Origin of the sequence: Pseudomonas sp. WC2401 (genome assembly GCF_041200115.1) — a bacterium.
Taxonomy (GTDB): Bacteria; Pseudomonadota; Gammaproteobacteria; order Pseudomonadales; family Pseudomonadaceae; genus Aquipseudomonas; species Aquipseudomonas fragi.
Genome location: NZ_CP165623.1, coordinates 2,088,930 through 2,110,710, shown reverse-complemented (window position 1 = coordinate 2,110,710; position 21,781 = coordinate 2,088,930). Strand labels below are relative to the sequence as shown.

Below are 21,781 nucleotides of genomic sequence, written 5' to 3'. Positions count from 1 at the left end.
CCCCGACCAGTGGCTTTTCCAGGGGTCGGGTGGCACGTATGATTGCGCCTCGTTAAACACCAGTCTGGCACCCGCCCCAACTGCATTCAAACGGATTCTTGAAGCAAAGCGGTGTTAGCCACTGTGTGCAAACACAGAATTTCCCAGTGCCGTGGTCATCACAGCGCCTGGATCGTTCATTTTCGGGATCACATCGCCATGCAGGTCAGCAAATCAAACAAGCTCGCCAACGTCTGTTATGACATTCGCGGCCCGGTGCTCAAGCACGCCAAGCGTCTGGAGGAGGAAGGCCAGCGCATCCTCAAGCTGAATATCGGCAACCCCGCACCCTTTGGATTTGAAGCGCCGGACGAAATCCTCCAGGACGTGATCCGCAACCTGCCGACTGCCCAGGGCTACAGCGACTCCAAGGGCCTGTTCAGCGCCCGCAAGGCCGTGATGCAGTACTACCAGCAAAAACAGGTGGAAGGGGTCGGCATCGAAGACATCTACCTGGGCAACGGTGTGTCCGAGCTGATCGTGATGTCGCTGCAAGCGCTGCTCAACAATGGCGACGAAGTGCTGGTACCTGCACCCGATTACCCGCTGTGGACTGCAGCCGTGACCCTGGCCGGCGGCCACCCGGTACACTACCTGTGTGACGAGCAAGCCAACTGGTGGCCTGATCTTGAGGATATAAAAGCCAAGATCACCCCCAACACCAAGGCGATGGTCATCATCAACCCGAACAACCCTACCGGTGCGGTGTATTCCAAGGAAGTGCTGCTGGGCATGCTGGAAATTGCCCGCCAACACAACCTGGTGGTGTTCTCGGACGAAATTTACGACAAGATCCTCTACGACGACGCCGTGCATATCTGCACCGCGTCCCTGGCCCCGGACGTGCTGTGCCTGACCTTCAACGGCCTGTCCAAGTCGTACCGGGTGGCCGGTTTCCGCTCAGGCTGGATTGCCATCTCCGGGCCCAAGCAAAACGCCCAGGGCTATATCGAAGGCATCGATATGCTGGCCAACATGCGCCTGTGCGCCAACGTGCCCAGCCAGCACGCCATCCAGACTGCACTGGGCGGCTATCAGAGCATCAATGACCTGGTCCTGCCCAACGGCCGCTTGCTGGAGCAGCGCAACCGCACCTGGGAACTGCTCAACGACATCCCCGGGGTCAGCTGCGTGAAACCGATGGGGGCACTGTATGCGTTCCCGCGTATCGACCCGAAAGTGTGCCCGATCCTTAACGACGAAAAATTCGTGCTGGACCTGCTGCTCTCGGAAAAACTGCTGGTGGTTCAAGGCACGGCATTCAACTGGCCGTGGCCTGACCACTTCCGCGTAGTGACCCTGCCGCGTGTCGACGAGCTGGATATGGCCATCGGCCGGATCGGTAACTTCCTGAAGACCTACCGTCAGTAATTTCTGAGCATGCTGTGCGACCAATCAAAAGTCGCACAGCATGTGTCAGATGAAACATTCTTCACGCACTGCCTGCTGCCGCCCTCTTCCCCCCTCAAAAACCCCCTGCAAACGACAAAGTCCCGTGTTTATTGGCTTGAGGTGGAACTTCTGGCGCAGAAAAACGTTCCTTCATATTAGGAAATGCCCCGCATGCAACTAGAATCAGGCTGAAGGACACAGTTTGAAATAGTCACTTGGTTGAATAGCCCGGGGCAGCACCTTATATACCCGCATACGGCAACACCTTTAAGACGAGGAGATTCTTACAACCATGATGCGCATTCTGCTGTTTTTGGCCACTAACCTGGCGGTCGTGCTGATTGCCAGCATCACCTTGAGCCTGTTCGGCTTCGACGGGTTCATGGCGGCCAACGGGGTTGATCTGAACCTCAGTCAGCTGTTGGTGTTCTGTGCGGTCTTTGGTTTTGCAGGGTCTTTGTTCTCGCTGTTCATCTCCAAATGGATGGCGAAGATGAGCACCAGCACCCAGGTGATCACTCAACCTCGTACTCGTCATGAACAATGGTTGATGCAAACCGTTGAGCAATTGTCCCGCGAGGCGGGAATCAAAATGCCTGAAGTGGGGATTTTCCCTGCCTATGAGGCGAATGCCTTTGCCACAGGCTGGAACAAAAATGATGCCCTGGTCGCGGTCAGCCAGGGTTTGCTCGAGCGTTTTTCGCCCGATGAAGTCAAAGCGGTACTGGCCCACGAGATCGGCCACGTTGCCAACGGTGACATGGTCACCCTGGCACTGGTGCAGGGCGTGGTGAACACCTTCGTGATGTTCTTCGCACGGATCATCGGCAACTTTGTCGACAAGGTGGTGTTCAAGAACGATGAGGGCCGCGGCATTGCCTACTACGTCGCGACCATCTTCGCCGAACTGGTCCTGGGCTTCCTGGCCAGCGCCATCGTCATGTGGTTCTCGCGCAAGCGTGAGTTCCGGGCTGACGAAGCCGGTGCGCAGCTTGCCGGCACCACGGCCATGATCAGCGCCTTGCAGCGCTTGCGCTCCGAACAGGGCCTGCCGGTTCACATGCCGGACACCATGGCGGCTTTCGGCATCAACGGCGGCCTCAAGCAAGGCCTGGCGCGGATGTTCATGAGCCACCCGCCACTGGAAGAACGTATCGATGCTCTGCGTCGCCGCGGCTAACCCACGGCGAACACAAAAAAGGGCGACTGCGGTCGCCCTTTTTTGTGCCTGCGATTTCGCTCAGGCGGTTTTTTCCAGGCGATACACCCGCTCCACCAGCCGCGTCACACCGCTCTTGAGGAACTTCCATTCCTGATCGAGCACATCGGGTTGCTCAATGATTTCCAGCGTCCAGGCAGGTGCCAGCAGGCTCTGCACCTCGGCGTCCGGCACCGAAAACGGCGGGCCGTTCATTTGTGACTGATCGTAATCGAGGGTTATCAACAGGCCACGGCAACCCCTCGGCAGAATCCGGTTCAGGTGCTGAGCGTAGGCTGCGCGCATTTCGGCAGGCAATGCGATAGTCGCAGCGCGGTCATACAGCCCCACACAGGAGGCCACATCGGCCTCAGTCAGGGCGAACACATCACCGCACAGGATCGTCACCGGGCCTGCCTCGTACACCTTGAAGGCGCCCTGCTGGCGAATCTGTGGTTCGACCTGCTGCTCGCTGAAAAACTGCTCCACGGCCGTCTGCGTCAGCTCCACCCCCAGCACTTCATGGCCGTTGGCCGCCAACCAGCTCATATCCAGGCTCTTGCCACACAGCGGCACCAGCACACACCCGCCCTGCTCAAGGCCCAGAGTGGGCCAAAGGCGCGGCAGGTAAGGGTTGACCTGCTGCAGGTGAAAGCCGATCTGATTGCGATCCCAGCGGTCGTGCCAAAATTCGGGCTGCATGATTCACCTTTAAATTCGATAGATAAGTACTAAAACTTATATTGGATTTAGATCAATGATCGGGATGAAGATGACGCATCTTAACTTTGAGGACATCGTTCATGCTCCCCAGCCTGTTTATTTCCCACGGCTCCCCCATGCTAGCACTGGAACCGGGCGCCAGTGGCCCGGCGCTCAAACGCCTGGCGGCCGAACTGCCACGACCAACAGCCATCGTGCTGGTGTCCGCGCATTGGGAAAGCCCCGACCTGCGGGTCGCCAGCAACCCGGCGCCCGAGACCTGGCACGACTTCGGCGGCTTCCCGCCAGCCTTGTTTGCCGTGCAATACCCGGCGCCCGGCGAGCCGGCGCTGGCGGCGCGGATTGCCGCGTTGCTGGCAGACAACGGCCTGCCGGCCCGACTGGACGCCAGACGGCCTTTTGACCACGGTGCCTGGGTGCCACTGTCATTAATGTACCCGGACGCAGATATTCCGGTGGTGCAGGTGTCGCTGCCCAGCCAGCTTGGCCCGGCCGGCCAGACCAGAGTCGGGCATGCACTGGCGGCCCTGCGCAGCGAGGGCGTGCTGATCATCGGCTCGGGCAGCATCACCCACAACCTGCGCGAACTGGACTGGCACGCAGGCCCTGAGAGCATCGAGCCCTGGGCCAAGGCTTTCCGTGACTGGATGATCGACAAACTGGCTGCTGATGACGAAACCGCACTGCATGCTTATCGCACACACGCGCCTTTCGCCGCCAAAAACCACCCCAGCGACGAGCACCTGCTGCCGTTGTATTTTGCCCGCGCCGCAGGCGGCCCGTTCAGCATTGCCCACCAGGGCTGGACGCTGGGCGCGCTGGGCATGGATATCTACCGGTTTGGCTAGCGCCCCATATCCTGTGGGAGCGGGCTTGCTCGCGATGATGGCGGCGCGGCAGTGCAGTTGAAGGGCGTCGATGCCATCGCGAGCAAGCCCGCTCCCACAAAGGCCAGCCAGTACAAATGACGGACAAAAAAAATCCCCGCACCAGGCGGGGATTTTTTTAGCGATCAATCACTGCAACAGTGATTAATCTTCGCGGTAGCGACGCAGTTTCAACTGCTTGCCAGCAACGCGGGTGTCTTTCAGTTTGGCCAGCAAACCTTCCAGACCGGCTTCCGGCAGTTCTACCAGGCTGAAGCTGTCACGCACCTGGATGCGACCGATCGCTTCACGCGCCAGGCCACCCTCGTTGAGGATAGCGCCCAGCAGGTTCTTGGCAGCGATACCGTCACGCGCACCCAGCGCGGTACGGCAACGAGCACGGCCTTCGGCCAATGGAACCGGAGCACGACGCTCACGATCACCACGATCCGGACGGTCACCCGAACGCTCGGAACGCTCACGCGGTGCGCTGTTCGGCACCAGTGGACGCTCACGCTCGATGGCAGCCAGGGTCAGGGCCTGACCGTTGGTGGCCTTGCGCAGCAGAGCTGCGGCCAAGGCACGCGGGCTGCAACCGATATCAGCAATCAGGCGATCCAGCAGATCACCGTGAGTGGCTTCAGCGTCAGCAACCAGCGGCGTCAGGCTGTTGGTCAACTTCTTGATGCGAGCATCCAGAACAGCCTGGGCATCCGGCAGGCGGACTTCCGCAACCTTCTGACCAGTTACACGCTCGATCACTTGCAGCATGCGGCGCTCACGCGGAGTCACCAGCAGCAGTGCGCGACCTTCGCGACCGGCACGGCCAGTACGGCCGATACGGTGAACGTAGGACTCTGGATCGTAAGGCATGTCAACGTTGAACACGTGAGTGATACGTGGAACATCGAGACCACGAGCAGCAACGTCGGTCGCCACAACGATGTCCAGACGGCCATCCTTGAGGGAGTCGATCACGCGCTCACGCTGGTTCTGGGCGATGTCGCCGTTCAGTGCAGCAGCCTTGTAGCCTTTGGCTTCAAGGGCGCTGGCCAGGTCCAGGGTCGCTTGCTTGGTGCGAACGAACATGATCAGGGCGTCGAAATCTTCAACTTCCAGCAGGCTCAATACAGCCGAGGTCTTCTGGTCAGCGTGAACCAACAGGTGAGCCTGTTCGATCGCGGTAACGGTCTGAGTCTTGGTCTGGATCTTCACGTGTTGCGGATCGCGCAGATGGCGTTCGGCAATGGCACGGATCGACTGCGGCAAGGTTGCCGAGAACAATACGGTCTGACGGGTTGGCGGAAGTGCCTTGAAGATAACTTCAAGATCGTCCATGAAACCCAGTTTCAACATTTCGTCAGCTTCGTCCAGAACCAGGTGGTTCACGGTCGACAGCACTTTTTCGTCACGACGCAGGTGGTCGCACAGACGGCCCGGAGTGGCGACAACGATCTGTGCGCCATTACGGATTGCTTTCAGTTGTGGACCCATAGGGGCGCCGCCGTAAACGGCCACAACGGTAACGCCCGGCATTTGCTTGGCGTAGGTTTCGAAAGCGGTTGCTACTTGCAGCGCCAACTCACGGGTTGGCGCCAGGATCAGGGCTTGCGGCTCGCGCTTAGCAGGATCGATGCGGTGCAGGATCGGCAGGGCGAACGCGGCGGTTTTACCCGTACCGGTTTGCGCCTGACCAATCATGTCGTGACCGGCCATGATGATCGGGATCGATTGCTGCTGAATAGCCGAAGGTTCTTCGTAGCCAGTCGCAATGACAGCAGAAAGAATGTTCGGGTTAAGATTAAAAGCGGCGAAGCCGCCGGTTTCCTGGGTCATGGGTCTGCCTCTAAGTGCATCCGCAAAGACCCATGCTCCAAAGCTGCGCATGCCGTGTAAGACTCAAGAGTCGCCCTGGCTGCTTTGTCGGCGGGGATTTGCGAAAACGTTAAATGAATGGAGCGTTCAGGGGTTGTCCGCGAAACGGACGAGCAGCCGAAGCGTGCTTCGGGAAATGCGACACCTAAACGTGGCCCGGCTAAAGGCCGGCGCGCACTATACCGGATTTATCAAAAAAAAGAAGGGGTTTTTTACTGTAAAAACGCCTGTACCCCTCTGTAGACCGGGCTTTAACGATTTTTTCGTCCCTGAAAAAGCGTTTCGTGCCGGGCCACCCTGGGGCAAACGCTAAAACGTTTCACCGTCGGGCATCAGGTTGCCGGGCGAATTGCCTTGATCAGCGACTCCAGCGAATAGCCCAGACGCGGTGCCAGGGCTTGCGCACGAACGGTCAGCGCGTCGATGTCCAGGGTCTGTTCCAGATCGGCAGGCACCATCAGGATCACGTTACCCTCCTTGACCGGCAGCTCCCAATAATGGCGGTGATACAGGCCGCGCAACAGGGCAGCACCTAGCGGCTTGCCATCATCGGTGGCCCACTGGTTGATGATCAGCCAGCCGTTGGGGGCCAGTTTTTTCTGGCAGCTTTCAAGGAAGGTCCAGGCCAGGTGCCCCGCAGCCGGACCCAGGTCGTTGTACAGATCGACAAAAATCAGGTCCGCCGGCTCGGCACTGTCCAAAAGTTCAAGCGCATCGCCAATGCGTATAAATAACCGCGGATCATCGTCCAGGCCCAGGTATTCAATGGCCAGGCGTGGCACATCAGGGCGCAGCTCGATGGCTTCGACATCTTCCAGGGGCAAGAATTTCAGGCAGGCCTGGGTCAGGGTTCCGGCGCCCAGCCCCAGGAACAACGCGCTTTCCGGGGCGTCATGGCACAGCGCACCGATCAGCATGGCACGGGTGTAATCGTACTCCAGCCAGCTGGGGTCAGCGGTGAACACGCAACTTTGCTCGATTGCATCGCCAAATTCGAGGAAACGGTAGTCAGCCACCTCCAGTACCCGAATCATGCCGAAGTCATCGTGAACTTCGGCGAGCAGACGCTCTACGCGCTCCTCAGACATTTCCACTCCTTGCCGCGCTCCGGCACTACCCGCAACGCTGAAAAAACAGCCACTCGATAGCGAGCGCAAAGGCGCGATTGTCGGCCATTGCAGCGCAACAGGTCACGCACTAATTGCTGCTAACATGGGCCACCCCCAACAAATACTAGAGTCTGCGATGAGCCCAATCTGGACCCCTGACAGCTGGCGCGCCCTGCCGATCCAGCAACAACCCCACTACCCGGACGCTGCACACCTGCTGCGCGTCGAGCAAAGCCTGGCCAGTTACCCGCCGCTGGTGTTTGCCGGGGAAGCCCGCGAGCTGCGCCGCCAGTTTGCCGAAGTCACTCAAGGTCGGGCGTTTCTGCTTCAGGGCGGCGATTGCGCTGAAAGTTTTGCCGAATTTTCGGCGGCGAAGATTCGCGACACCTTCAAGGTGTTGCTGCAAATGGCCATTGTCATGACCTTCGCGGCAGGTTGCCCGGTGGTCAAGGTCGGTCGCATGGCCGGGCAATTCGCCAAGCCGCGCTCGGCCAATGATGAAACCATCAACGGCGTGACCCTGCCCGCCTACCGTGGCGATATCGTCAACGGCATCGGCTTTGATGAAAAAAGCCGCGTGCCGGACCCGGAGCGCCTGCTGCAGTCCTATCACCAGTCCACCGCCACCCTGAACCTGCTGCGCGCCTTTGCCCAGGGCGGTTTTGCCGACCTGCATCAGGTGCACAAGTGGAACCTGGACTTTATCGCCAACTCGGCGCTGGCGGCAAAATACAGCCAACTGGCCGACCGCATCGACGAGACCCTGGCGTTTATGCGCGCCTGCGGCATGGACAGCTCGCCGCAACTGCGTGAAACCAGCTTCTTTACCGCCCACGAAGCGCTGCTGCTCAACTACGAAGAAGCCTTTGTACGGCGCGACAGCCTGACCAACGATTACTACGATTGCTCGGCACATATGCTGTGGATCGGCGACCGCACGCGCCAGCTGGACGGCGCCCATGTCGAGTTCCTGCGCGGGGTCAACAACCCGATCGGGGTCAAGGTTGGCCCGAGCATGAACAACGAAGACCTGATCCGCCTGATCGATATCCTCAACCCGGACAACGACCCGGGCCGTCTCAACCTGATCGTACGCATGGGTGCCGACAAGGTCGGCGATCACCTGCCGCAACTGATCCGCGCCGTGGAAGGTGAAGGCAAGCAAGTGCTATGGAGCTGCGACCCGATGCACGCCAACACGATCAAGGCCAGCAGCGGCTACAAGACCCGCGACTTTGCGCAGATCCTGGGTGAGGTGAAGCAGTTCTTCCAGGTGCATGAGGCAGAAGGCAGCTATGCCGGCGGCATTCATATCGAGATGACCGGGCAAAACGTCACCGAATGCATCGGTGGCGCCAACCCGATTACCGAAGACGGCCTGTCGGACCGCTATCACACCCACTGCGACCCGCGCATGAACGCCGATCAGTCGCTGGAACTGGCATTTTTGATTGCCGAGACGCTCAAGCAGGTCAAGCGCTGACCCACACACTGTGTGCATGCCGATCTTGTGGGAGCGGGCTTGCTCGCGATGCGGACACCCCGGTGTCTCAGGCAAAGCCGGGGGATACCATCGCGAGCAAGCCCGCTCCCACAGAGGGGTTGAGGCAAGCTCGCCTCACTTGTTAAACGGATCATCCCAAAAAGCCCGGTGGCTTTCGGTTTCGATATCCGCCCTGCTCAACCCAAGGTCCTTGAGCGCCGCATCGCTGATCTGCCGCAAGCAGGCCCTCTCCCGCGACAATTGATACCAGCGCGAAATCCGGGCCATCCACACCCTGCCTATTTGACCTTTCATCACTTGAGCCTCCTGGGGTATGGCTCAAGTGTCGGCGCGGGCATAAGATCAATCCAACGAATGTTTCTTATGCGACACATCTGCGAGATTGATCAATGGCTGAATTCCCCAGCATCGACACCGACCTGCTGCGTACCTTTGCCGCAATCGCCGATCACGGCGGTTTTACCCGGGCGGCCGAAGTGGTCAATCGCACCCAGTCGGCGGTCAGCATGCAAATGAAACGCCTGGAAGAAGACGTACTGAAATGTGCGCTATTCCAGCGCGAGGGGCGCAATGTCAGCCTGACCCAGGAAGGCATCGTGCTGCTCGGCTATGCGCGGCGCATCCTCAAGTTGCACAGCGAGGTGTTCAACACCCTGCGCCAGCCACAGATGGTGGGCACGGTAAAGATCGGCTCGCCGGATGATTATGTGATGCGCTTTTTACCCGGGGTGCTGTCGCGTTTTGCCCAGGACTACCCGCTGATCAATGTCGAGGTGCATTGCGAGCCGTCATCGCAGCTGTTGCAGCGCAACGACCTGGACCTGACCATCGTCACCCGCAAACCCGGCACCGAAATGGGCCAGATCCTGCGCCAGGAGCGTTTTGTCTGGATGGTGGCCCAGGGCTTCTCGCCCCACGAGCAAACGCCCCTGCCGCTGGCAATGTTCAATACCGACTGTTTTTGCCGAACCTGGGCCTGCAATGCGCTGGATATTCAGCAACGTGAATACCGGGTGGCCTACACCAGCGCCAGCCTGGCGGCGATCAACGCCGTGGTGAGCACCGGGCTGGCCGTGACCGCACAGCTGCAAAGCCTGCTGACGCCCGACCTGCGCATTATCGGCGAGGCCGAGAACCTGCCCGTGCTGCCCTCCGCCAGTATCGTGCTGCTGCGCAAAGCCAACAGCGCTTCGTCGCCCATTATCGAGTGCTTTGCCGAGTACATCGTTGAAGGCTTCAAGCCTTGATTGCCAGCAACCCCGCGCACAGCAGCAAAAAGGCGCAATACAAGCCGCGCAGCATGCGCTCCGGCAGGGCGTGGGCCAGCCTGACGCCCCAGCTGATGCTCAACAGGCCGCCAATGGCCATCGGCACGCCCATGACCCAGTTGACCTCGTCATGCACCGCATACGTCAGCAGGGTAACCGCAGTACTTGGCGCAGCCAGGGCCAGCGACAGGCCCTGAGCCACCACCTGTGTGGTGCCGAACACGCTGGTCAGCACAGGGGCCGCCACCACGGCCCCGCCCACCCCAAACAACCCGCCGGTCGTGCCCGCTACGGCCCCCAGCACCCCGAACCACGGCCAGCCGTAGCGTGAACCGGTTATTGAGGGGGGCGCCGAAGTGTACATTTTGATCAGGTTGTAGAGGGTGATCGCCAGTAAAAAGGCGATAAAGCCCCAGCGAATAACCCCTGCATCCACCCCGACCGCGAACATTGCCCCCAGCCAGGCGAAGCAAAAACTCATCAGCACCAGCGGCAATGCCTGACGCAGATTGATCCGGTTGCGCTGCTGATAGCGGTACAGCGCCAAAAACACATTGGGCACCGACATGGCCAGGGCCGTGCCTTGCGCCAATTGCTGATCCAGACCGAACCACAACCCCAGCACCGGAATGGCGATCAAGCCCCCACCAATCCCGAACAACCCGCCCAGCGCGCCCATTGCGACGCCCAAGGCTGCATACATTAAAAAATCGATCAGCATTACCGCCCCTCTTGGTAAGCGCCCATGCTACCCAGTCCCCGGCCCCGGGCAAAGCACCAGGCCGGGGCTTTTGCCGGGCAAAAAAAAGCCCGACCAACAGGCCGGGCTTTTTATCGTACGGTTAACGCAAGGTTTAAACCTTGGCGCGGCCCTTGTAGGAACCACCGTCACGGGTATCGATTTCGATCCAGTCGCCGATTTCAACGAAATCAGCAACGCTCAGCTCGGTACCGTTTTTCAGTTTGGCAGGCTTCATCACCTTGCCCGAAGTGTCGCCGCGAGCGGAACCTTCGGTGTAGTCAACCTGACGCACGATAGTGGTCGGCAGCTCTACGGAAACCAGACGGTCTTCGAAGAAGATGGCTTCGCAAACGTCGGTCATGCCTTCTTCAACGAATGGCAGAACGGCTTCGATATCTTCAGCGTTCAGCTCGTACATGGTGTAGTCAGTGGTGTCCATGAACGTGTAGGTGTCGCCGCTGATGAAGGACAGGGTCGCTTCTTTGCGATCCAGGATCACGTCTTCCAGCTTGTCGTCAGCGCTGTATACGATTTCGGTCTTGTAGCCAGTCAGCAGGTTTTTCAGCTTGGTCTTCATGATCGCGCTGTTACGACCGGACTTGGTGAATTCAGCTTTCTGAACCAACCAAGGGTCGTTTTCGAGCTTGATGACTGTACCGGGTTTAAGCTCTTTACCAGTTTTCATTACGAATATCCGAATTTGGATTGAGATTTACAAAAATCTAGGTCGCGTATCATATCCAATTTCTATAAAACAGTACTAGCGCTTGCGCAAGATCGGCCTGTAATGACTGTTCCAGACACCAACGCTCGGCGTGCACGGTGATCTCGGGCCAGTGTTCCAGCAGCGAATTCCAGCTTTGCGCCATATCGGCACCCGCATTCCAGGCATGCCAAAGCCCGGCAAATGCCTGGGCAGCCGGCGGCGAAAGGCCTTTGACGTACAAATCAAGGAAGGCATTGAGCTTGACCCAGTGCGCGTCTTCTTCCTGCTCATAGATGTGCCACAGCAGGGGGCGCCCCGCCCATTGCGCCCGCACAAACGAGTCTTCACCGCGTACCGCGTTGAAATCACAGCTCCATAACAACAGGTCGTAGTCCTGCTGACGGACGAACGGTAAGGTCTGCACGGTCAAGGCCCCGCGTTGCTGCACCTGCCCCACCGCCAGTTGTTCAACCCCAAGCCAGCGCAGCAGATCACCCATAATCCGTCCCTGAGGCACCAGCAGATGGGTCGGCACACTGCCCGCTGCCATTGCGTCCAGCCAGCTGGCAAGCCCGGTATTTTCATAGGCAAACAATGAAATCAACCGCGCATCGCTTGCCGGTGTAACCCCCAGCCCCTGCAAAAAAGCCTGTTTGGCTTGCGGATCCTGCTCAAAGGCACGGCGACGCTGCAACAGGTCGGCCTCACGCAGCAACCCGCCGGTATCCGGGGTAAACCCTGGAAAGAAAAACATCCGCTTCAGGCCGTCGGGGCGCAAGGAGGGCAAACCATGACAGCCACTGACCCAGTCTTCCGCGCTCAGGTACTCCAGATTGATCCACAGCGCCGGAGCCGGGCGCGCTTTCATCGCCTGCAAGTAACCTTCAGGCAACTTGCAGCCAAATGCCTCGACCACCACATCAGCGACATCGGCCGGTTGCCACTGTTGAGGCCACTGGCAAACTTCGACCCCCTGCTGCCATTGCCGAGCCGCCTGCACATCCGCCTCGGGGCACAACGGCACAAAGGCCCGCAGATCATCGACCCACAACCGCACACCCTGCTGATGCTCGGCCACCAACTGCCGGGCCAGGCGCCAGGTCACACCAATGTCGCCGTAGTTATCGACCACACTGCAAAAAATATCCCAGGAGGCTTTCATTCCGGGCTCCAACATTCAAAGGGGTGATTGTCCGCATAATTTCACGCGTACAGAAGGCTTGATGCGGATTAATCTGCGCAGCACTCGTGCGACAATCGCTGCTCGTTTCCTGCAAGCCATGAGCCATGAACAAGACCGCAGTCCACTTGCTGATGCTGGAAAAGCTCGCCATCGACCTCGACGTGCTCCAGCGGGCAGCGCAAACCGCCTATGAAGCGGCGACCCACGCGGAAAATATCGCCGAAAACAAATACGACACCCTTGGCCTTGAAGCCTCGTATCTGGCCACGGGGCAGGCACGCCGGGTTGAAGAAATCCGCCAGGCGCTGAAAAACTGCCGGGCCATGCCCCTGGCGCCATACGACGCGGCAAGCGGCATACAGATCGGGGCGCTGATTCAACTGGAGGCTGACAACGGCAGTGCGCAGTGGCTGTTTCTCGCCCCCGATGCCGCCGGGCTCAAGCTCGAACACGGCGGACAGACGGTCACTGTGATCACCCCGCGCTCACCGCTGGGCGCTGCCTTGCTGGGCAAGCAGCTCGATGACGAAGTGCAGATCAATGTGGGCGGCGCGGTGCAGGTGTCCAGCGTTTGCGAAACGCTCTAGGCAACTGTGGGAGCGGGCTTGCTCGCGATAGCATCGCCCCGGTTACTCAGATAAATCGCGGCGCCTGAATCGCGAGCAAGCCCGCTCCCACAGACAGTAGTTTTTGCGTATGAATTACTTGGCCGCAGCCATCATGCGGTTCACTTCGCTGCGCACCATGTTGGCGTATTCGGGCGGCGACATGGCGTCCAGTTCCGAACGTACCCATTCAGCCCACTTGCCCTTGCGCTTGGCGCGCTCACCGAACAAACGCGCCGCATCGCCTTTGGCCTTGCCCAGGTTGCTCTGCCAGAGGTCATACAAACGGGATTTTTCATCTTCAAGCGCTGCACGCTCTGCGAGAGGCTTGTTGGCGAGGTTGAAGCTCATGGGAATTTCCTGCGGCGTAAATTAGGTGACATCTTACACCCTACAAAGAAGTGTCTCAGTCTGGTTTTTGACTACTCTGTCAGCTCAGGCGCAAATCAGATGCAACTTTTTAGCATTGGGTTGACTCCATTACTTATCACCCCTTTAACCTGCAAGGAGTACCGCAATGGCTCGAAAAAATGCCGTACAAGCTGAAGATCAAATCAAGGATCAAGCGTTCAGCGAGCTGCAAGACCTGATTGCCGAATCTGAAAAGCTGCTCAAGGACAGCGCGTCCCTGATCGGTGAAGAAGGCGAAACCCTGCGTGCGCAGGTCAGCCTCAAGCTCAAGCAGGCACTGGACTCAGTGACTAATGTGCGTGAGCGCACCAAACCGGTGGTCGACGCCACTGAAAGCTACATCGGCGGCCATCCGTGGCAGACCGTGGCTATCTCGGCCGGTTTTGGTCTGGTCGTAGGCCTGCTGCTGGGCCGTCGCAACTAAAAATTGGCGGCAACGGCTGCAAGCAAAGCCCCTGGTGTTTATCGCCAGGGGCTTTGTGGTTTATAAATTAAAATTACCGACATATTCAGTGACATTCTTCGCTGGCATTCCAATACTTCGTCGCATACCCCATGCCAACGAGACAGCCAATGTCCGCGTCTACTACTGCAACAAAGCCTCTTAGCACTGCCCTGATCCTGCTGATGGCCACCGCCACCGGCCTGGCTGTTGCCAGCAACTATTATGCCCAGCCCTTGCTGCACACCATCGCCCAGGAACTGGGCTTGAGCATGGGCAGCGCCGGCACCGTGGTCATCACGGCCCAACTCAGCTATGGCGCTGGCCTGTTGCTGCTGGTGCCGCTGGGTGATCTGTTTGAACAACGCCGCCTGATCGTCACCATGACCGTGCTCAGCGCCCTGGGTCTTCTGCTCAGCGCGTTCGCCCCTTCGTTGACCTGGCTGTTGATCGGCACGGCAATGACCGGGCTGTTTTCGGTATCGGCCCAGGTGCTGGTGCCGATGGCGGCCAGCCTGACCGACCCGCAAAGCCGTGGTCGAGTAGTCGGCACCCTGATGAGCGGGCTGTTACTGGGCATATTGCTGGCGCGCACCGTGGCGGGCGCACTGTCGTCGGCAGGTGACTGGCGCACCATTTATCTGGTGGCCGCCGCGCTGATGCTGGTCAGTGCCATCGCCCTGTTCCGTGCCCTGCCCAACCATCACCAGAGCGCAGGCCTGAGCTACCCGAAACTGCTGAAGTCGGTATTTACCCTGTTTGTCGAAGAGCCAGTACTGCGCCTGCGCGCCCTGCTGGGCCTGCTGACGTTCTCGCTGTTCGCCCTGTTCTGGACACCCCTGGCCTTTTTGCTGGCCGTACCGCCCTACAGTTTCTCGGACGCCGTGATCGGCCTGTTCGGCCTGGCCGGTGCAGTGGGTGCGGTGGCAGCCAACTGGGCCGGGCGCATGGCTGATCGTGGCAAGGGGCAACAGGCGACCACCGCCGGCCTGCTGGTGCTGCTGGCGTGCTGGCTGCCGATGGCATTTGCCGGGCACTCATTGATCGCTTTGCTGATCGGCGTACTGGCCCTGGATTTTGCCGTGCAGCTGGTCCATGTGAGCAACCAGAACGCGGTATTCAAAGTCCGCCCGGCCGCACGCAACCGCCTGAATGCCGGTTATATCACCTGCTATTTTATTGGCGGCGCTTTGGGCTCGCTGGTAGGTGCGCAAACCTACCCGGCCTATGGCTGGGACGGCATTGTCGTGGTCGGCGCAGTGGTCGCGACACTGGCCCTGGCGGTGTGGGCTTATAGCCTGCAGCGTGAAAGCAAGCTGCAACCGGTCGGCTAGGCAGCTATACGGCGCTTTTCATCGTAATGCGAACTCGCTAGCATGCGAAAAAAGCCCTGACCATCCGAGACGCCATATGATCCCTAAAGAATCCCGTAACGAACTGGCCCTGGATACTTTTATCAAGGCGCACCCTGAACTGATCGAAGAAATGAAAGAGCTGAGCGCCGAGGACCGCCAGCAACAGATTTTGTGGGCCTTTGAAGACGAAGCCGAAAGCCGCGGCCTGGAAGCCTGGGAACTGGCTCTGGAGCTGATCGCGCGCTCCCCTGAAGAACTCAAGAGCATGCGCCTTGAAGTGCATCAGGAAGTCGCCGAAGCCCTGGACATGAGCTGGGAAGAGTATTGCGGTTTCAACGAAATCGCGGTCTGAACCACGCCCCGCTGCACAACACGCCCGGTCGATCACTCACCGGGCGTTTTTGCATCTCAAAAGCTCAGGACTTGTGGTGAGCATCCACCAGTTTTTGCGCCATCAGCAGATGCATTTCCAGCTTGGGCAGATACTTTTCGGCAAACGCCTGCAACTCCGGTGACTCGGGGTTTTGCGCCTGCTCCTTGTACAACTTGATGGCCTGCTCATGGGCCTTGACCTGATTGGCCGCATAAGCCGCATCAAACGAGCCCCCCTCCTGCACTTGCAGCATCAGTTTTTTCGCCTTGTCGAGTATCTGCTCGTCGCTGGACACCTGCAGGCCCAGTCGGCTGGCAAGATCCTTCAAGTCCCGGTTGGCGTTGGTATGGTCCTTGATGGCCTCCACGGCATAGCTTTCTATATCGGTGGATGACGTTTTACTGATCGCCATACGGCTGGTTTCGATCTCCGCAATCCCTGCTGCGTGGGCCTCATCAACAAAGTCTGCCGGACTGGCTGCGACGGCTGTGGCGGCCACGATCAGGGAACAGACCAGGGCACAACCTGCCACGAAGCGTTTGGGGCCAATCAGGTGTTTCATAACGTCCTCCAGAAAAAGGCAGGTTTATTCCCTGCACAGAATCTGAAGGCAGGTGATGGCAAAGGTTTAGATCAAAGCTGTTTTTTCTGACGGGTGGCAACTAAAAGCACGTCAGCGAACCGTGAGCCATACTGTCCAGCAGCACTTGCCGCCAAACAGGAGAAGCCATATGGACGCCTTCAGGGCCATGCTCGACAACTGGGAATCCAGATCTCAGGAGTCCAGTGAGCGGGTTGAATACAGCCTTTCACTGCACAAGCGTGATCTGGTCAAAATCAAGGCTTTCGCCCAAGCCTACGGCCTGGATGAGGCCACCATTACCCAAAGCCTGATTCATTGCGCCCTTGAACAAGCAGAACAGGCCATGCCCTATGTAAAGGGTTCTGAAGTCATCCGGGTTGAAGAAGGCGAGGAGATTTATGCCGATGCTGGCAAGACACCAGCATTCGTGAAAGCAGAACAAGCAATCTCCAGGGCGCTGGAGGTAAACAGTCCGTCTTCCTCAAGCTAGCCTTAGGCAGTGACCGGGCAGCGCTGCGCCCGGTCGTCCCTGATGATTGCCAGGCCCGCAGAGTAACCCTTCAATCCCGGCAACCCGGTGGAGCATGCACAACAATGCGGTTCAGGCAGTTATATGGCATACGCCATTAGTTGGCCGGGCGGTATTTAATCCGGCGCAATAGTTAGTCCAAAACTGCAAAGTTATTGTCAGACAATACAACGATATATATCCACTCGTCCGACCAACTCGCCATAAAAACTTTAAAACTTGCCCAATAAAATAAATGTGCTTTTCTAGAGGAGCATTCCCGACCCATCGTCTTCAAAGGATGAAGTGATGAATACTGCTAATCAAGCACCCCGCACACCCCTGCCAAAAACCGAGCAGGATTTAATTAACGACGTTACTCAAAAAATCACCCAGCACAGTAATGAGCTGCGTAAACGCTATCGCATACTGGCTTTCCAGAACACCCTCGGCGCCAGCGTGATGGCCGTTTCAATTATTGGCATGATCGCCACAGGCACACTGTATATAAAAGGTCTTATTCCCGGCTGGCTGTGTATTTTAATCAATGCGTTATTGACGTCATTTATTCATGAACTTGAGCACGACTTGATTCATCGCCTGTATTTCCGCAAACAACCCGTGGCGCACAACCTGATGATGCTGTTGTGCTGGATAGCCCGCCCCGGCATGCCCAGCCCCTGGCTGCGCCGTGAACTGCACTTTCATCATCATAAAGAGTCTGGCACCCAAACCGATGTTGAAGCCTGGATTACCACCAGCGGCAGCCAGTGGGGCGCCAAGCGCTTTTTAAAACTCATCGACGGCTTTGTCTTTGGCATTGTAAATGCCTTGTTCGCATCTACATGGAAAGAAAAAATCAGGCTGACCGTCAAGGTGCTTCGCTTGAATGCGCCCATGGGGCTTCTGTACTGGGGCTGCTGGTATATATTCCTGGGTTACCACCTGTACACATGGGTGAACTCGTTGATGGGCCACACCGTTGAGCTCTCGGCTGGCGCAGCACTGCTGATGCAGGTGGTCAATGCTGCAGTGGTGATTATCGTCGCGCCCAATATCATCCGCCAGTTCTGCCTGTTTTTTATCAGCTCCAACATTCACTACTTCGGCGACGTCATGCCGCGTAACCCCTTACAACAAACCCAGGTGATGAACCGGTGGTGGCTGTGGCCATTCCAGTTGTTTTGCTTCAACTTCGGAAGTACCCACTGCATTCATCACTTTGTGGTGAAGGACCCGTTCTACCTGCGCCAAATGACCGCACCCTTCGCCCATAAAGTTTTAGCGGACGCCGGTGTCAGATTCAATGACTTTGGCACTTACAAGCGCTCAAACCGTTACAACTTTTCGCAACCCGAAGTTTGATCAGGCCACACTCTTTTATTTAAATCACCTCACCCTAAAACAGCGCCACTGAACTCCACCACATCCAGTGACCTTCAGAGCGCGTTACGCCTTTTTCAACGGCATCTTTTAGTGCAGGGCATCGACCCTGCCCTCTATATATGCCGTTAATAAATACTGGTTTACTGCATGGAGCATTACGCATGGAAGCAAAAGGACTATGTACCCCCGAATTCGAAGCCGTCAAAAGCGCTTTTGAAGCCATCTTTAATGACCCGCAAGAACGAGGCGCAGGGCTATGCATTAACGTTGGCGGCACGACGGTTGTGGACCTATGGGCAGGTTCGTCGGACCTCGACGGAAACATACCCTGGAACAAACACACATTGGCGAATACATTTTGCACGGTAAAACCGTTCGCTGCGGTGGCTGCATTAATGCTGGTCGAGAAAGGAAAACTGGAGCTGGATATCCCGGTGGCTGATTACTGGCCTGAGTTCGCGCAGGGCGGTAAATGCCAGGTGACCTTGCGCCATGTCATGAGCCATACCTCTGGCATTCCGGCATTAAGACTCCCGGACCGCAACCCTGCGATGTATGACTGGGAGCAGATGGTCAAGACACTGGCTGCCGAGCCATTATGGTGGCAACCAGGAACTGCGCTGGGGTATGGCACCACAACATACGGCTGGATAATCGGCGAGCTGATCAGGCGAACGGACGGGCGCAACCCTTGCACCTTTATCCACGAGGAAATAACCCGACCCAACGGGCTAGAGGTTCATCTTGGCGTAGAAGAGCAGGAATTTTACCGCATCGCCCGTTATGACTCGGCCAGAGGGCGAGTGGGCGACCCCTACTCTAAGCACTTGCGTGATGTGGTTACTGGTCATTCAGAAGACATTTCGACGCTTGCATTTACTAACCCGGGAATATCCCCCGGGCGTACATCCGATCGTAAATGGTGGGCTTTTCAACAGCCCGGAGCATGCTCGCACAGTACGGCAGCCGGGTTGGCCGGTTTCTACAGCGCCCTGCTGGCCGGGCGCTTGATCGGCACAGAGATGCTCAATGAGTTCACCAAAGAGCACAGCAACGGCCTGGATCGAATCTGGAAAAGACCAATGCGCTATGGCCTGGGCTGCATGATGGAGCAAAAAGCCGATCCGGACGCTTTCACACTGCATGGGGCCCAACACTTTCGGCCATATAGGGCTTGGTGGCCCAATTGCCTTTGCCGATGCAGAGCGTGACGTGAGCTTCAGCTTTGTGACAACCACATCAGGTCGCCACATGATGATCGATCCACGCGCCCAGAACCTTGCGGCGCTTGCCTACGCGGTGATTTAAAGCTGCACGGATCAGCAGGATGCCTGCACACACAACAAGCAATAACGCGCCTGAGGTAAATCAGGCGCGTGCTGCATCAGTGCATCACTGTACCGCAAGCTGGATTGGGGCGGATCGCGAACTGGCCTGCAGCCGTATTCCCACGAATGCTCCCATACCGCCCTTTTCCAGACGCCAGAAACCACAAACCCCCGACTTTCTCTAGGAAAATCAGGGGTTTGTGTTTACTTAATGTGGCGGTGAAGGAGAGATTCGAAACCGCCCGTCCCCGCTTTTTCAAATCACGGCCCCCGGTTTATAAGGGCTGTAGAGGATCTGCTTGCGAACGAGCGGCCCCATGACAGCCCCATGAATTTGTACGTCAACCTGTGAATCTGCCACCTAATAGGGAATGTGTATTTTTTTGGGGAACGCCATCGGAAAAAGGTAAGAACGGTAAGCGCTTGGGAAAAACGTCTGTAACGCACGGATCCAAAGGGCTACAGCAGATACGGTGCAGGTAATGTCTGAGTAACTTATAAGTAATCTAATTACTCTTTTATTAAGTAATTACCTATAAGCATCAGATCCTTACAAATCAATGACTTACGATAAAATTACCTTGCGCATCACTTAAAATAACTTCTCTGTGTAATACGCCAAAGCCAATAAATATGGGGCTTTCAGTACCGTTTCGAGGCACTGGCCGAACGAATTACCTGTTTCCGGCAACGTCCCTGAGAATCCGTACCGAAACGTTCTGCCCCCATCACCGTCGCTCCAGAAGACCTTTGCCATAAAAGCACTCCCCGTGCAGGGATTCGCAGGCCTTTCACACCCCAACATCCTCAGGCCAGCCCACAGCCCAGCACGCTGTCAGCCTGGTGCAGAAGTGCGGAAAAAAAGACCTATATAGCCCGCAGGCGAGGTGGGGGGACGACGGCGCGCGCCAGGGCATGAAATGAATTCTAATCATGCATCAGCACATACGACGATTTGTCTAGTGATGTGGAAACGTTACGAGGCTATGATGCTATAGAATCATAGCATTACGACATCACGGATTGATTGGGGATTTGAATGTGAGTGGACTCAAAAAAAAGAGCCTTGAAGAAAAAAACAAAAATCACATTCGAGCCAATAGTGACCTTCACACTCTGCCATTACAGTTCAACTGGATGAATATAAATATCTCATACCAGAAAACCAGCTCCAATAAAAACCGAACACCGATACAATTAATATTGGCCGACACAATAATCTCTTCAAAAGATTCGCCAAGAATGAGCGCAATATGACTCGAAACAATACAAAACTTAGTTTTGAAGTAATCATTGACGACCTTTTTGAAAAAGTTAATCTAGACAAAGGTCTAGCCCCAATCCACAACAAAAAAATCCTCAGCCTCTTAAACAATTTTGAAGATGGCAAATGGCGCTTCTCAAAATTCCAGAGTTTTATATGGGACAACATTGCAGAAACAGCACTTTCAAAAAGTGAACGCGACAGCTTAGTTAATCACTCACTCCTAACCTCATCAGCAAAAAACCTTAGACTTACTGACAAGAAAGATAAAATAGGTGCAGGAAGCGAGCTAGCCGAGATAGTTCTATATGGGATAATGAAACACCACTTTTCAGCACTTCCTGTAGTCCCAAAAATATTTTACAAACAAAACCCCCAAGACAATGCAAAAGGGGCTGACAGTGTACACATCGTAGTTTCAGACAACGACTTCACAATCTGGTTTGGCGAAGCGAAATTCTACACAAGCATTGAAGACGTAAGCTTGGGGAAAATTGTAGAATCAGTTGCAAATTCTATAAAAACAGACAAGCTTAAAAAAGAAAACGCAATAATAATAAACGTGAACGACATAGATCTTATAATCCCTGACGAAGTTATGCGATCCAACATAAAGAAAGCACTATCGCCCCAAGAATCCATTGACACAATAAAACACAAAATCAACATTCCGATTCTGCTACTTCACGAATGCGCCATCACTAAATCTCAAAGTGAAATGAGCCAGGACTATAAAGATGATATATCCAACTACCATACCGAAAGAGCAACTTCATACTTCAAAAAACAGTTAAAAAAAATAAATCAACTTCACAAGTATAATGAAATAAAATTTCACATAATCTTATTTCCCGTACCCTGCAAAAAGACCATTTTTGACAAGTTTTTATCCAATGTAAAACATTATAAGGAGCAATAAAA

The 21,781-nt window shown here is 56.5% G+C and carries 21 protein-coding genes and 1 pseudogene; 13 read left to right on the top strand and 9 right to left on the bottom strand.

Annotation, left to right across the window (positions count from 1 at the left end):
* Positions 1–198: 198 nt before the first annotated feature.
* Positions 199–1,410: a pyridoxal phosphate-dependent aminotransferase gene (locus tag AB3G35_RS09700; RefSeq protein ID WP_016780011.1), complete on the top strand. Its 1,212-nt coding sequence runs from the start codon at positions 199–201 to the stop codon at positions 1,408–1,410.
* A 313-nt stretch (positions 1,411–1,723) separates the two neighbouring features.
* Complete coding sequence (htpX, locus tag AB3G35_RS09695; RefSeq protein WP_016780010.1) at positions 1,724–2,611, top strand: protease HtpX; 888 nt, start codon at positions 1,724–1,726, stop codon at positions 2,609–2,611.
* A 60-nt stretch (positions 2,612–2,671) separates the two neighbouring features.
* On the opposite strand, the gene AB3G35_RS09690 is transcribed toward htpX, so the two are convergent.
* Complete coding sequence (locus tag AB3G35_RS09690; RefSeq protein WP_016780009.1) at positions 2,672–3,331, bottom strand: thiopurine S-methyltransferase; 660 nt, start codon at positions 3,329–3,331, stop codon at positions 2,672–2,674.
* Between the two features lie 101 nt (positions 3,332–3,432).
* Here AB3G35_RS09690 and AB3G35_RS09685 point away from each other — a divergent pair, with 101 nt between their 5' ends.
* A complete protein-coding gene (locus tag AB3G35_RS09685) occupies positions 3,433–4,200 on the top strand; it encodes a class III extradiol ring-cleavage dioxygenase (protein ID WP_315250493.1) in 768 nt (255 codons plus the stop codon).
* A gap of 183 nt (positions 4,201–4,383) precedes the next feature.
* Here AB3G35_RS09685 and AB3G35_RS09680 read toward each other — a convergent pair whose 3' ends face one another.
* Positions 4,384–6,054: a DEAD/DEAH box helicase gene (locus AB3G35_RS09680; RefSeq protein WP_016780007.1), complete on the bottom strand. Its 1,671-nt coding sequence runs from the start codon at positions 6,052–6,054 to the stop codon at positions 4,384–4,386.
* A 371-nt stretch (positions 6,055–6,425) separates the two neighbouring features.
* Positions 6,426–7,181 (bottom strand): spermidine synthase, encoded by a 756-nt coding sequence (locus AB3G35_RS09675; protein WP_016780006.1) that lies wholly within the window; start codon positions 7,179–7,181, stop codon positions 6,426–6,428.
* A 157-nt stretch (positions 7,182–7,338) separates the two neighbouring features.
* Here AB3G35_RS09675 and AB3G35_RS09670 point away from each other — a divergent pair, with 157 nt between their 5' ends.
* Positions 7,339–8,685 carry a class II 3-deoxy-7-phosphoheptulonate synthase gene (locus AB3G35_RS09670; RefSeq protein WP_016780005.1) on the top strand — a complete coding sequence of 449 codons (1,347 nt, stop codon included), beginning with the start codon at positions 7,339–7,341 and terminating at the stop codon, positions 8,683–8,685.
* Positions 8,686–8,820: 135 nt separating this feature from the next.
* On the opposite strand, the gene AB3G35_RS09665 is transcribed toward AB3G35_RS09670, so the two are convergent.
* Complete coding sequence (locus AB3G35_RS09665; RefSeq protein WP_016780004.1) at positions 8,821–9,000, bottom strand: DUF1127 domain-containing protein; 180 nt, start codon at positions 8,998–9,000, stop codon at positions 8,821–8,823.
* Between the two features lie 95 nt (positions 9,001–9,095).
* Between AB3G35_RS09665 and AB3G35_RS09660 the strand changes: the two genes are divergently transcribed.
* Positions 9,096–9,953, top strand: a complete 858-nt coding sequence (locus tag AB3G35_RS09660; RefSeq protein ID WP_016780003.1) for a LysR substrate-binding domain-containing protein — start codon at positions 9,096–9,098, stop codon at positions 9,951–9,953.
* Here AB3G35_RS09660 and AB3G35_RS09655 read toward each other — a convergent pair.
* From AB3G35_RS09655 to earP, 3 genes are all read right to left on the bottom strand, one after another.
* Positions 9,943–10,695, bottom strand: a complete 753-nt coding sequence (locus AB3G35_RS09655; protein ID WP_095040366.1) for a sulfite exporter TauE/SafE family protein — start codon at positions 10,693–10,695, stop codon at positions 9,943–9,945. The genes AB3G35_RS09660 and AB3G35_RS09655 overlap by 11 nt on opposite strands.
* 133 nt (positions 10,696–10,828) lie before the next feature.
* Complete coding sequence (locus AB3G35_RS09650; protein ID WP_016780001.1) at positions 10,829–11,401, bottom strand: elongation factor P; 573 nt, start codon at positions 11,399–11,401, stop codon at positions 10,829–10,831.
* Between the two features lie 49 nt (positions 11,402–11,450).
* Entirely contained in the window at positions 11,451–12,584 is a 1,134-nt protein-coding gene (earP, locus tag AB3G35_RS09645) for an elongation factor P maturation arginine rhamnosyltransferase EarP (RefSeq protein WP_369782580.1), read from the bottom strand.
* Positions 12,585–12,709: 125 nt separating this feature from the next.
* Here earP and AB3G35_RS09640 point away from each other — a divergent pair, with 125 nt between their 5' ends.
* Complete coding sequence (locus AB3G35_RS09640) at positions 12,710–13,192, top strand: transcription elongation factor GreAB (protein ID WP_369782579.1); 483 nt, start codon at positions 12,710–12,712, stop codon at positions 13,190–13,192.
* A gap of 114 nt (positions 13,193–13,306) precedes the next feature.
* Here the strand turns inward: AB3G35_RS09640 and AB3G35_RS09635 are convergent, their stop codons facing one another.
* Positions 13,307–13,561: a hypothetical protein gene (locus AB3G35_RS09635; RefSeq protein ID WP_016779998.1), complete on the bottom strand. Its 255-nt coding sequence runs from the start codon at positions 13,559–13,561 to the stop codon at positions 13,307–13,309.
* Positions 13,562–13,727: 166 nt separating this feature from the next.
* Between AB3G35_RS09635 and AB3G35_RS09630 the strand changes: the two genes are divergently transcribed.
* The 3 genes from AB3G35_RS09630 to AB3G35_RS09620 all read left to right on the top strand — a co-directional run bounded on the left by AB3G35_RS09630 (position 13,728) and on the right by AB3G35_RS09620 (position 15,770).
* The gene (locus AB3G35_RS09630; RefSeq protein WP_016779997.1) at positions 13,728–14,045 is read left to right on the top strand and encodes a YqjD family protein; all 318 of its coding nucleotides are present in this window, start codon (positions 13,728–13,730) and stop codon (positions 14,043–14,045) included.
* 149 nt (positions 14,046–14,194) lie between these two features.
* Positions 14,195–15,397 (top strand): MFS transporter, encoded by a 1,203-nt coding sequence (locus AB3G35_RS09625; protein WP_134051106.1) that lies wholly within the window; start codon positions 14,195–14,197, stop codon positions 15,395–15,397.
* A 76-nt stretch (positions 15,398–15,473) separates the two neighbouring features.
* Positions 15,474–15,770, top strand: coding sequence for a DUF6388 family protein (locus tag AB3G35_RS09620; RefSeq protein ID WP_016779995.1), 297 nt, complete (start codon positions 15,474–15,476; stop codon positions 15,768–15,770).
* A gap of 64 nt (positions 15,771–15,834) precedes the next feature.
* Here AB3G35_RS09620 and AB3G35_RS09615 read toward each other — a convergent pair whose 3' ends face one another.
* Entirely contained in the window at positions 15,835–16,353 is a 519-nt protein-coding gene (locus AB3G35_RS09615) for a DUF4142 domain-containing protein (RefSeq protein WP_169908734.1), read from the bottom strand.
* Between the two features lie 169 nt (positions 16,354–16,522).
* Here AB3G35_RS09615 and AB3G35_RS09610 point away from each other — a divergent pair, with 169 nt between their 5' ends.
* The 4 genes and pseudogenes from AB3G35_RS09610 (at position 16,523) to AB3G35_RS09595 (ending at position 21,779) form a co-directional block, all read left to right on the top strand.
* Positions 16,523–16,864 (top strand): hypothetical protein, encoded by a 342-nt coding sequence (locus tag AB3G35_RS09610; RefSeq protein ID WP_095040362.1) that lies wholly within the window; start codon positions 16,523–16,525, stop codon positions 16,862–16,864.
* Between the two features lie 327 nt (positions 16,865–17,191).
* A complete protein-coding gene (locus AB3G35_RS09605) occupies positions 17,192–18,247 on the top strand; it encodes a fatty acid desaturase (protein ID WP_369782577.1) in 1,056 nt (351 codons plus the stop codon).
* A gap of 182 nt (positions 18,248–18,429) precedes the next feature.
* Positions 18,430–19,576: pseudogene (locus AB3G35_RS09600) on the top strand (serine hydrolase domain-containing protein).
* 1,273 nt (positions 19,577–20,849) lie between these two features.
* Positions 20,850–21,779: a DUF1837 domain-containing protein gene (locus tag AB3G35_RS09595; protein ID WP_369782575.1), complete on the top strand. Its 930-nt coding sequence runs from the start codon at positions 20,850–20,852 to the stop codon at positions 21,777–21,779.
* Positions 21,780–21,781 lie beyond the last annotated feature (2 nt).

Excerpts from the sequence above, each read along its gene's own strand:
- earP (WP_369782580.1), bottom strand. The coding sequence starts at position 12,584 with ATGAAAGCCTCCTGGGATATTTTTTGCAGTGTGGTCGATAACTACGGC.
- AB3G35_RS09615 (WP_169908734.1), bottom strand. The coding sequence starts at position 16,353 with ATGAAACACCTGATTGGCCCCAAACGCTTCGTGGCAGGTTGTGCCCTG.
- AB3G35_RS09595 (WP_369782575.1), top strand. The coding sequence starts at position 20,850 with ATGACTCGAAACAATACAAAACTTAGTTTTGAAGTAATCATTGACGAC.
- AB3G35_RS09625 (WP_134051106.1), top strand. The coding sequence starts at position 14,195 with ATGTCCGCGTCTACTACTGCAACAAAGCCTCTTAGCACTGCCCTGATC.
- AB3G35_RS09610 (WP_095040362.1), top strand. The coding sequence starts at position 16,523 with ATGGACGCCTTCAGGGCCATGCTCGACAACTGGGAATCCAGATCTCAG.
- AB3G35_RS09690 (WP_016780009.1), bottom strand. The coding sequence starts at position 3,331 with ATGCAGCCCGAATTTTGGCACGACCGCTGGGATCGCAATCAGATCGGC.
- AB3G35_RS09680 (WP_016780007.1), bottom strand. The coding sequence starts at position 6,054 with ATGACCCAGGAAACCGGCGGCTTCGCCGCTTTTAATCTTAACCCGAAC.
- AB3G35_RS09630 (WP_016779997.1), top strand. The coding sequence starts at position 13,728 with ATGGCTCGAAAAAATGCCGTACAAGCTGAAGATCAAATCAAGGATCAA.
- AB3G35_RS09660 (WP_016780003.1), top strand. The coding sequence starts at position 9,096 with ATGGCTGAATTCCCCAGCATCGACACCGACCTGCTGCGTACCTTTGCC.
- AB3G35_RS09685 (WP_315250493.1), top strand. The coding sequence starts at position 3,433 with ATGCTCCCCAGCCTGTTTATTTCCCACGGCTCCCCCATGCTAGCACTG.
- AB3G35_RS09635 (WP_016779998.1), bottom strand. The coding sequence starts at position 13,561 with ATGAGCTTCAACCTCGCCAACAAGCCTCTCGCAGAGCGTGCAGCGCTT.
- AB3G35_RS09605 (WP_369782577.1), top strand. The coding sequence starts at position 17,192 with ATGAATACTGCTAATCAAGCACCCCGCACACCCCTGCCAAAAACCGAG.
- AB3G35_RS09620 (WP_016779995.1), top strand. The coding sequence starts at position 15,474 with ATGATCCCTAAAGAATCCCGTAACGAACTGGCCCTGGATACTTTTATC.
- AB3G35_RS09650 (WP_016780001.1), bottom strand. The coding sequence starts at position 11,401 with ATGAAAACTGGTAAAGAGCTTAAACCCGGTACAGTCATCAAGCTCGAA.
- AB3G35_RS09655 (WP_095040366.1), bottom strand. The coding sequence starts at position 10,695 with ATGCTGATCGATTTTTTAATGTATGCAGCCTTGGGCGTCGCAATGGGC.
- AB3G35_RS09700 (WP_016780011.1), top strand. The coding sequence starts at position 199 with ATGCAGGTCAGCAAATCAAACAAGCTCGCCAACGTCTGTTATGACATT.
- AB3G35_RS09640 (WP_369782579.1), top strand. The coding sequence starts at position 12,710 with ATGAACAAGACCGCAGTCCACTTGCTGATGCTGGAAAAGCTCGCCATC.
- AB3G35_RS09670 (WP_016780005.1), top strand. The coding sequence starts at position 7,339 with ATGAGCCCAATCTGGACCCCTGACAGCTGGCGCGCCCTGCCGATCCAG.
- htpX (WP_016780010.1), top strand. The coding sequence starts at position 1,724 with ATGATGCGCATTCTGCTGTTTTTGGCCACTAACCTGGCGGTCGTGCTG.
- AB3G35_RS09665 (WP_016780004.1), bottom strand. The coding sequence starts at position 9,000 with ATGAAAGGTCAAATAGGCAGGGTGTGGATGGCCCGGATTTCGCGCTGG.
- AB3G35_RS09675 (WP_016780006.1), bottom strand. The coding sequence starts at position 7,181 with ATGTCTGAGGAGCGCGTAGAGCGTCTGCTCGCCGAAGTTCACGATGAC.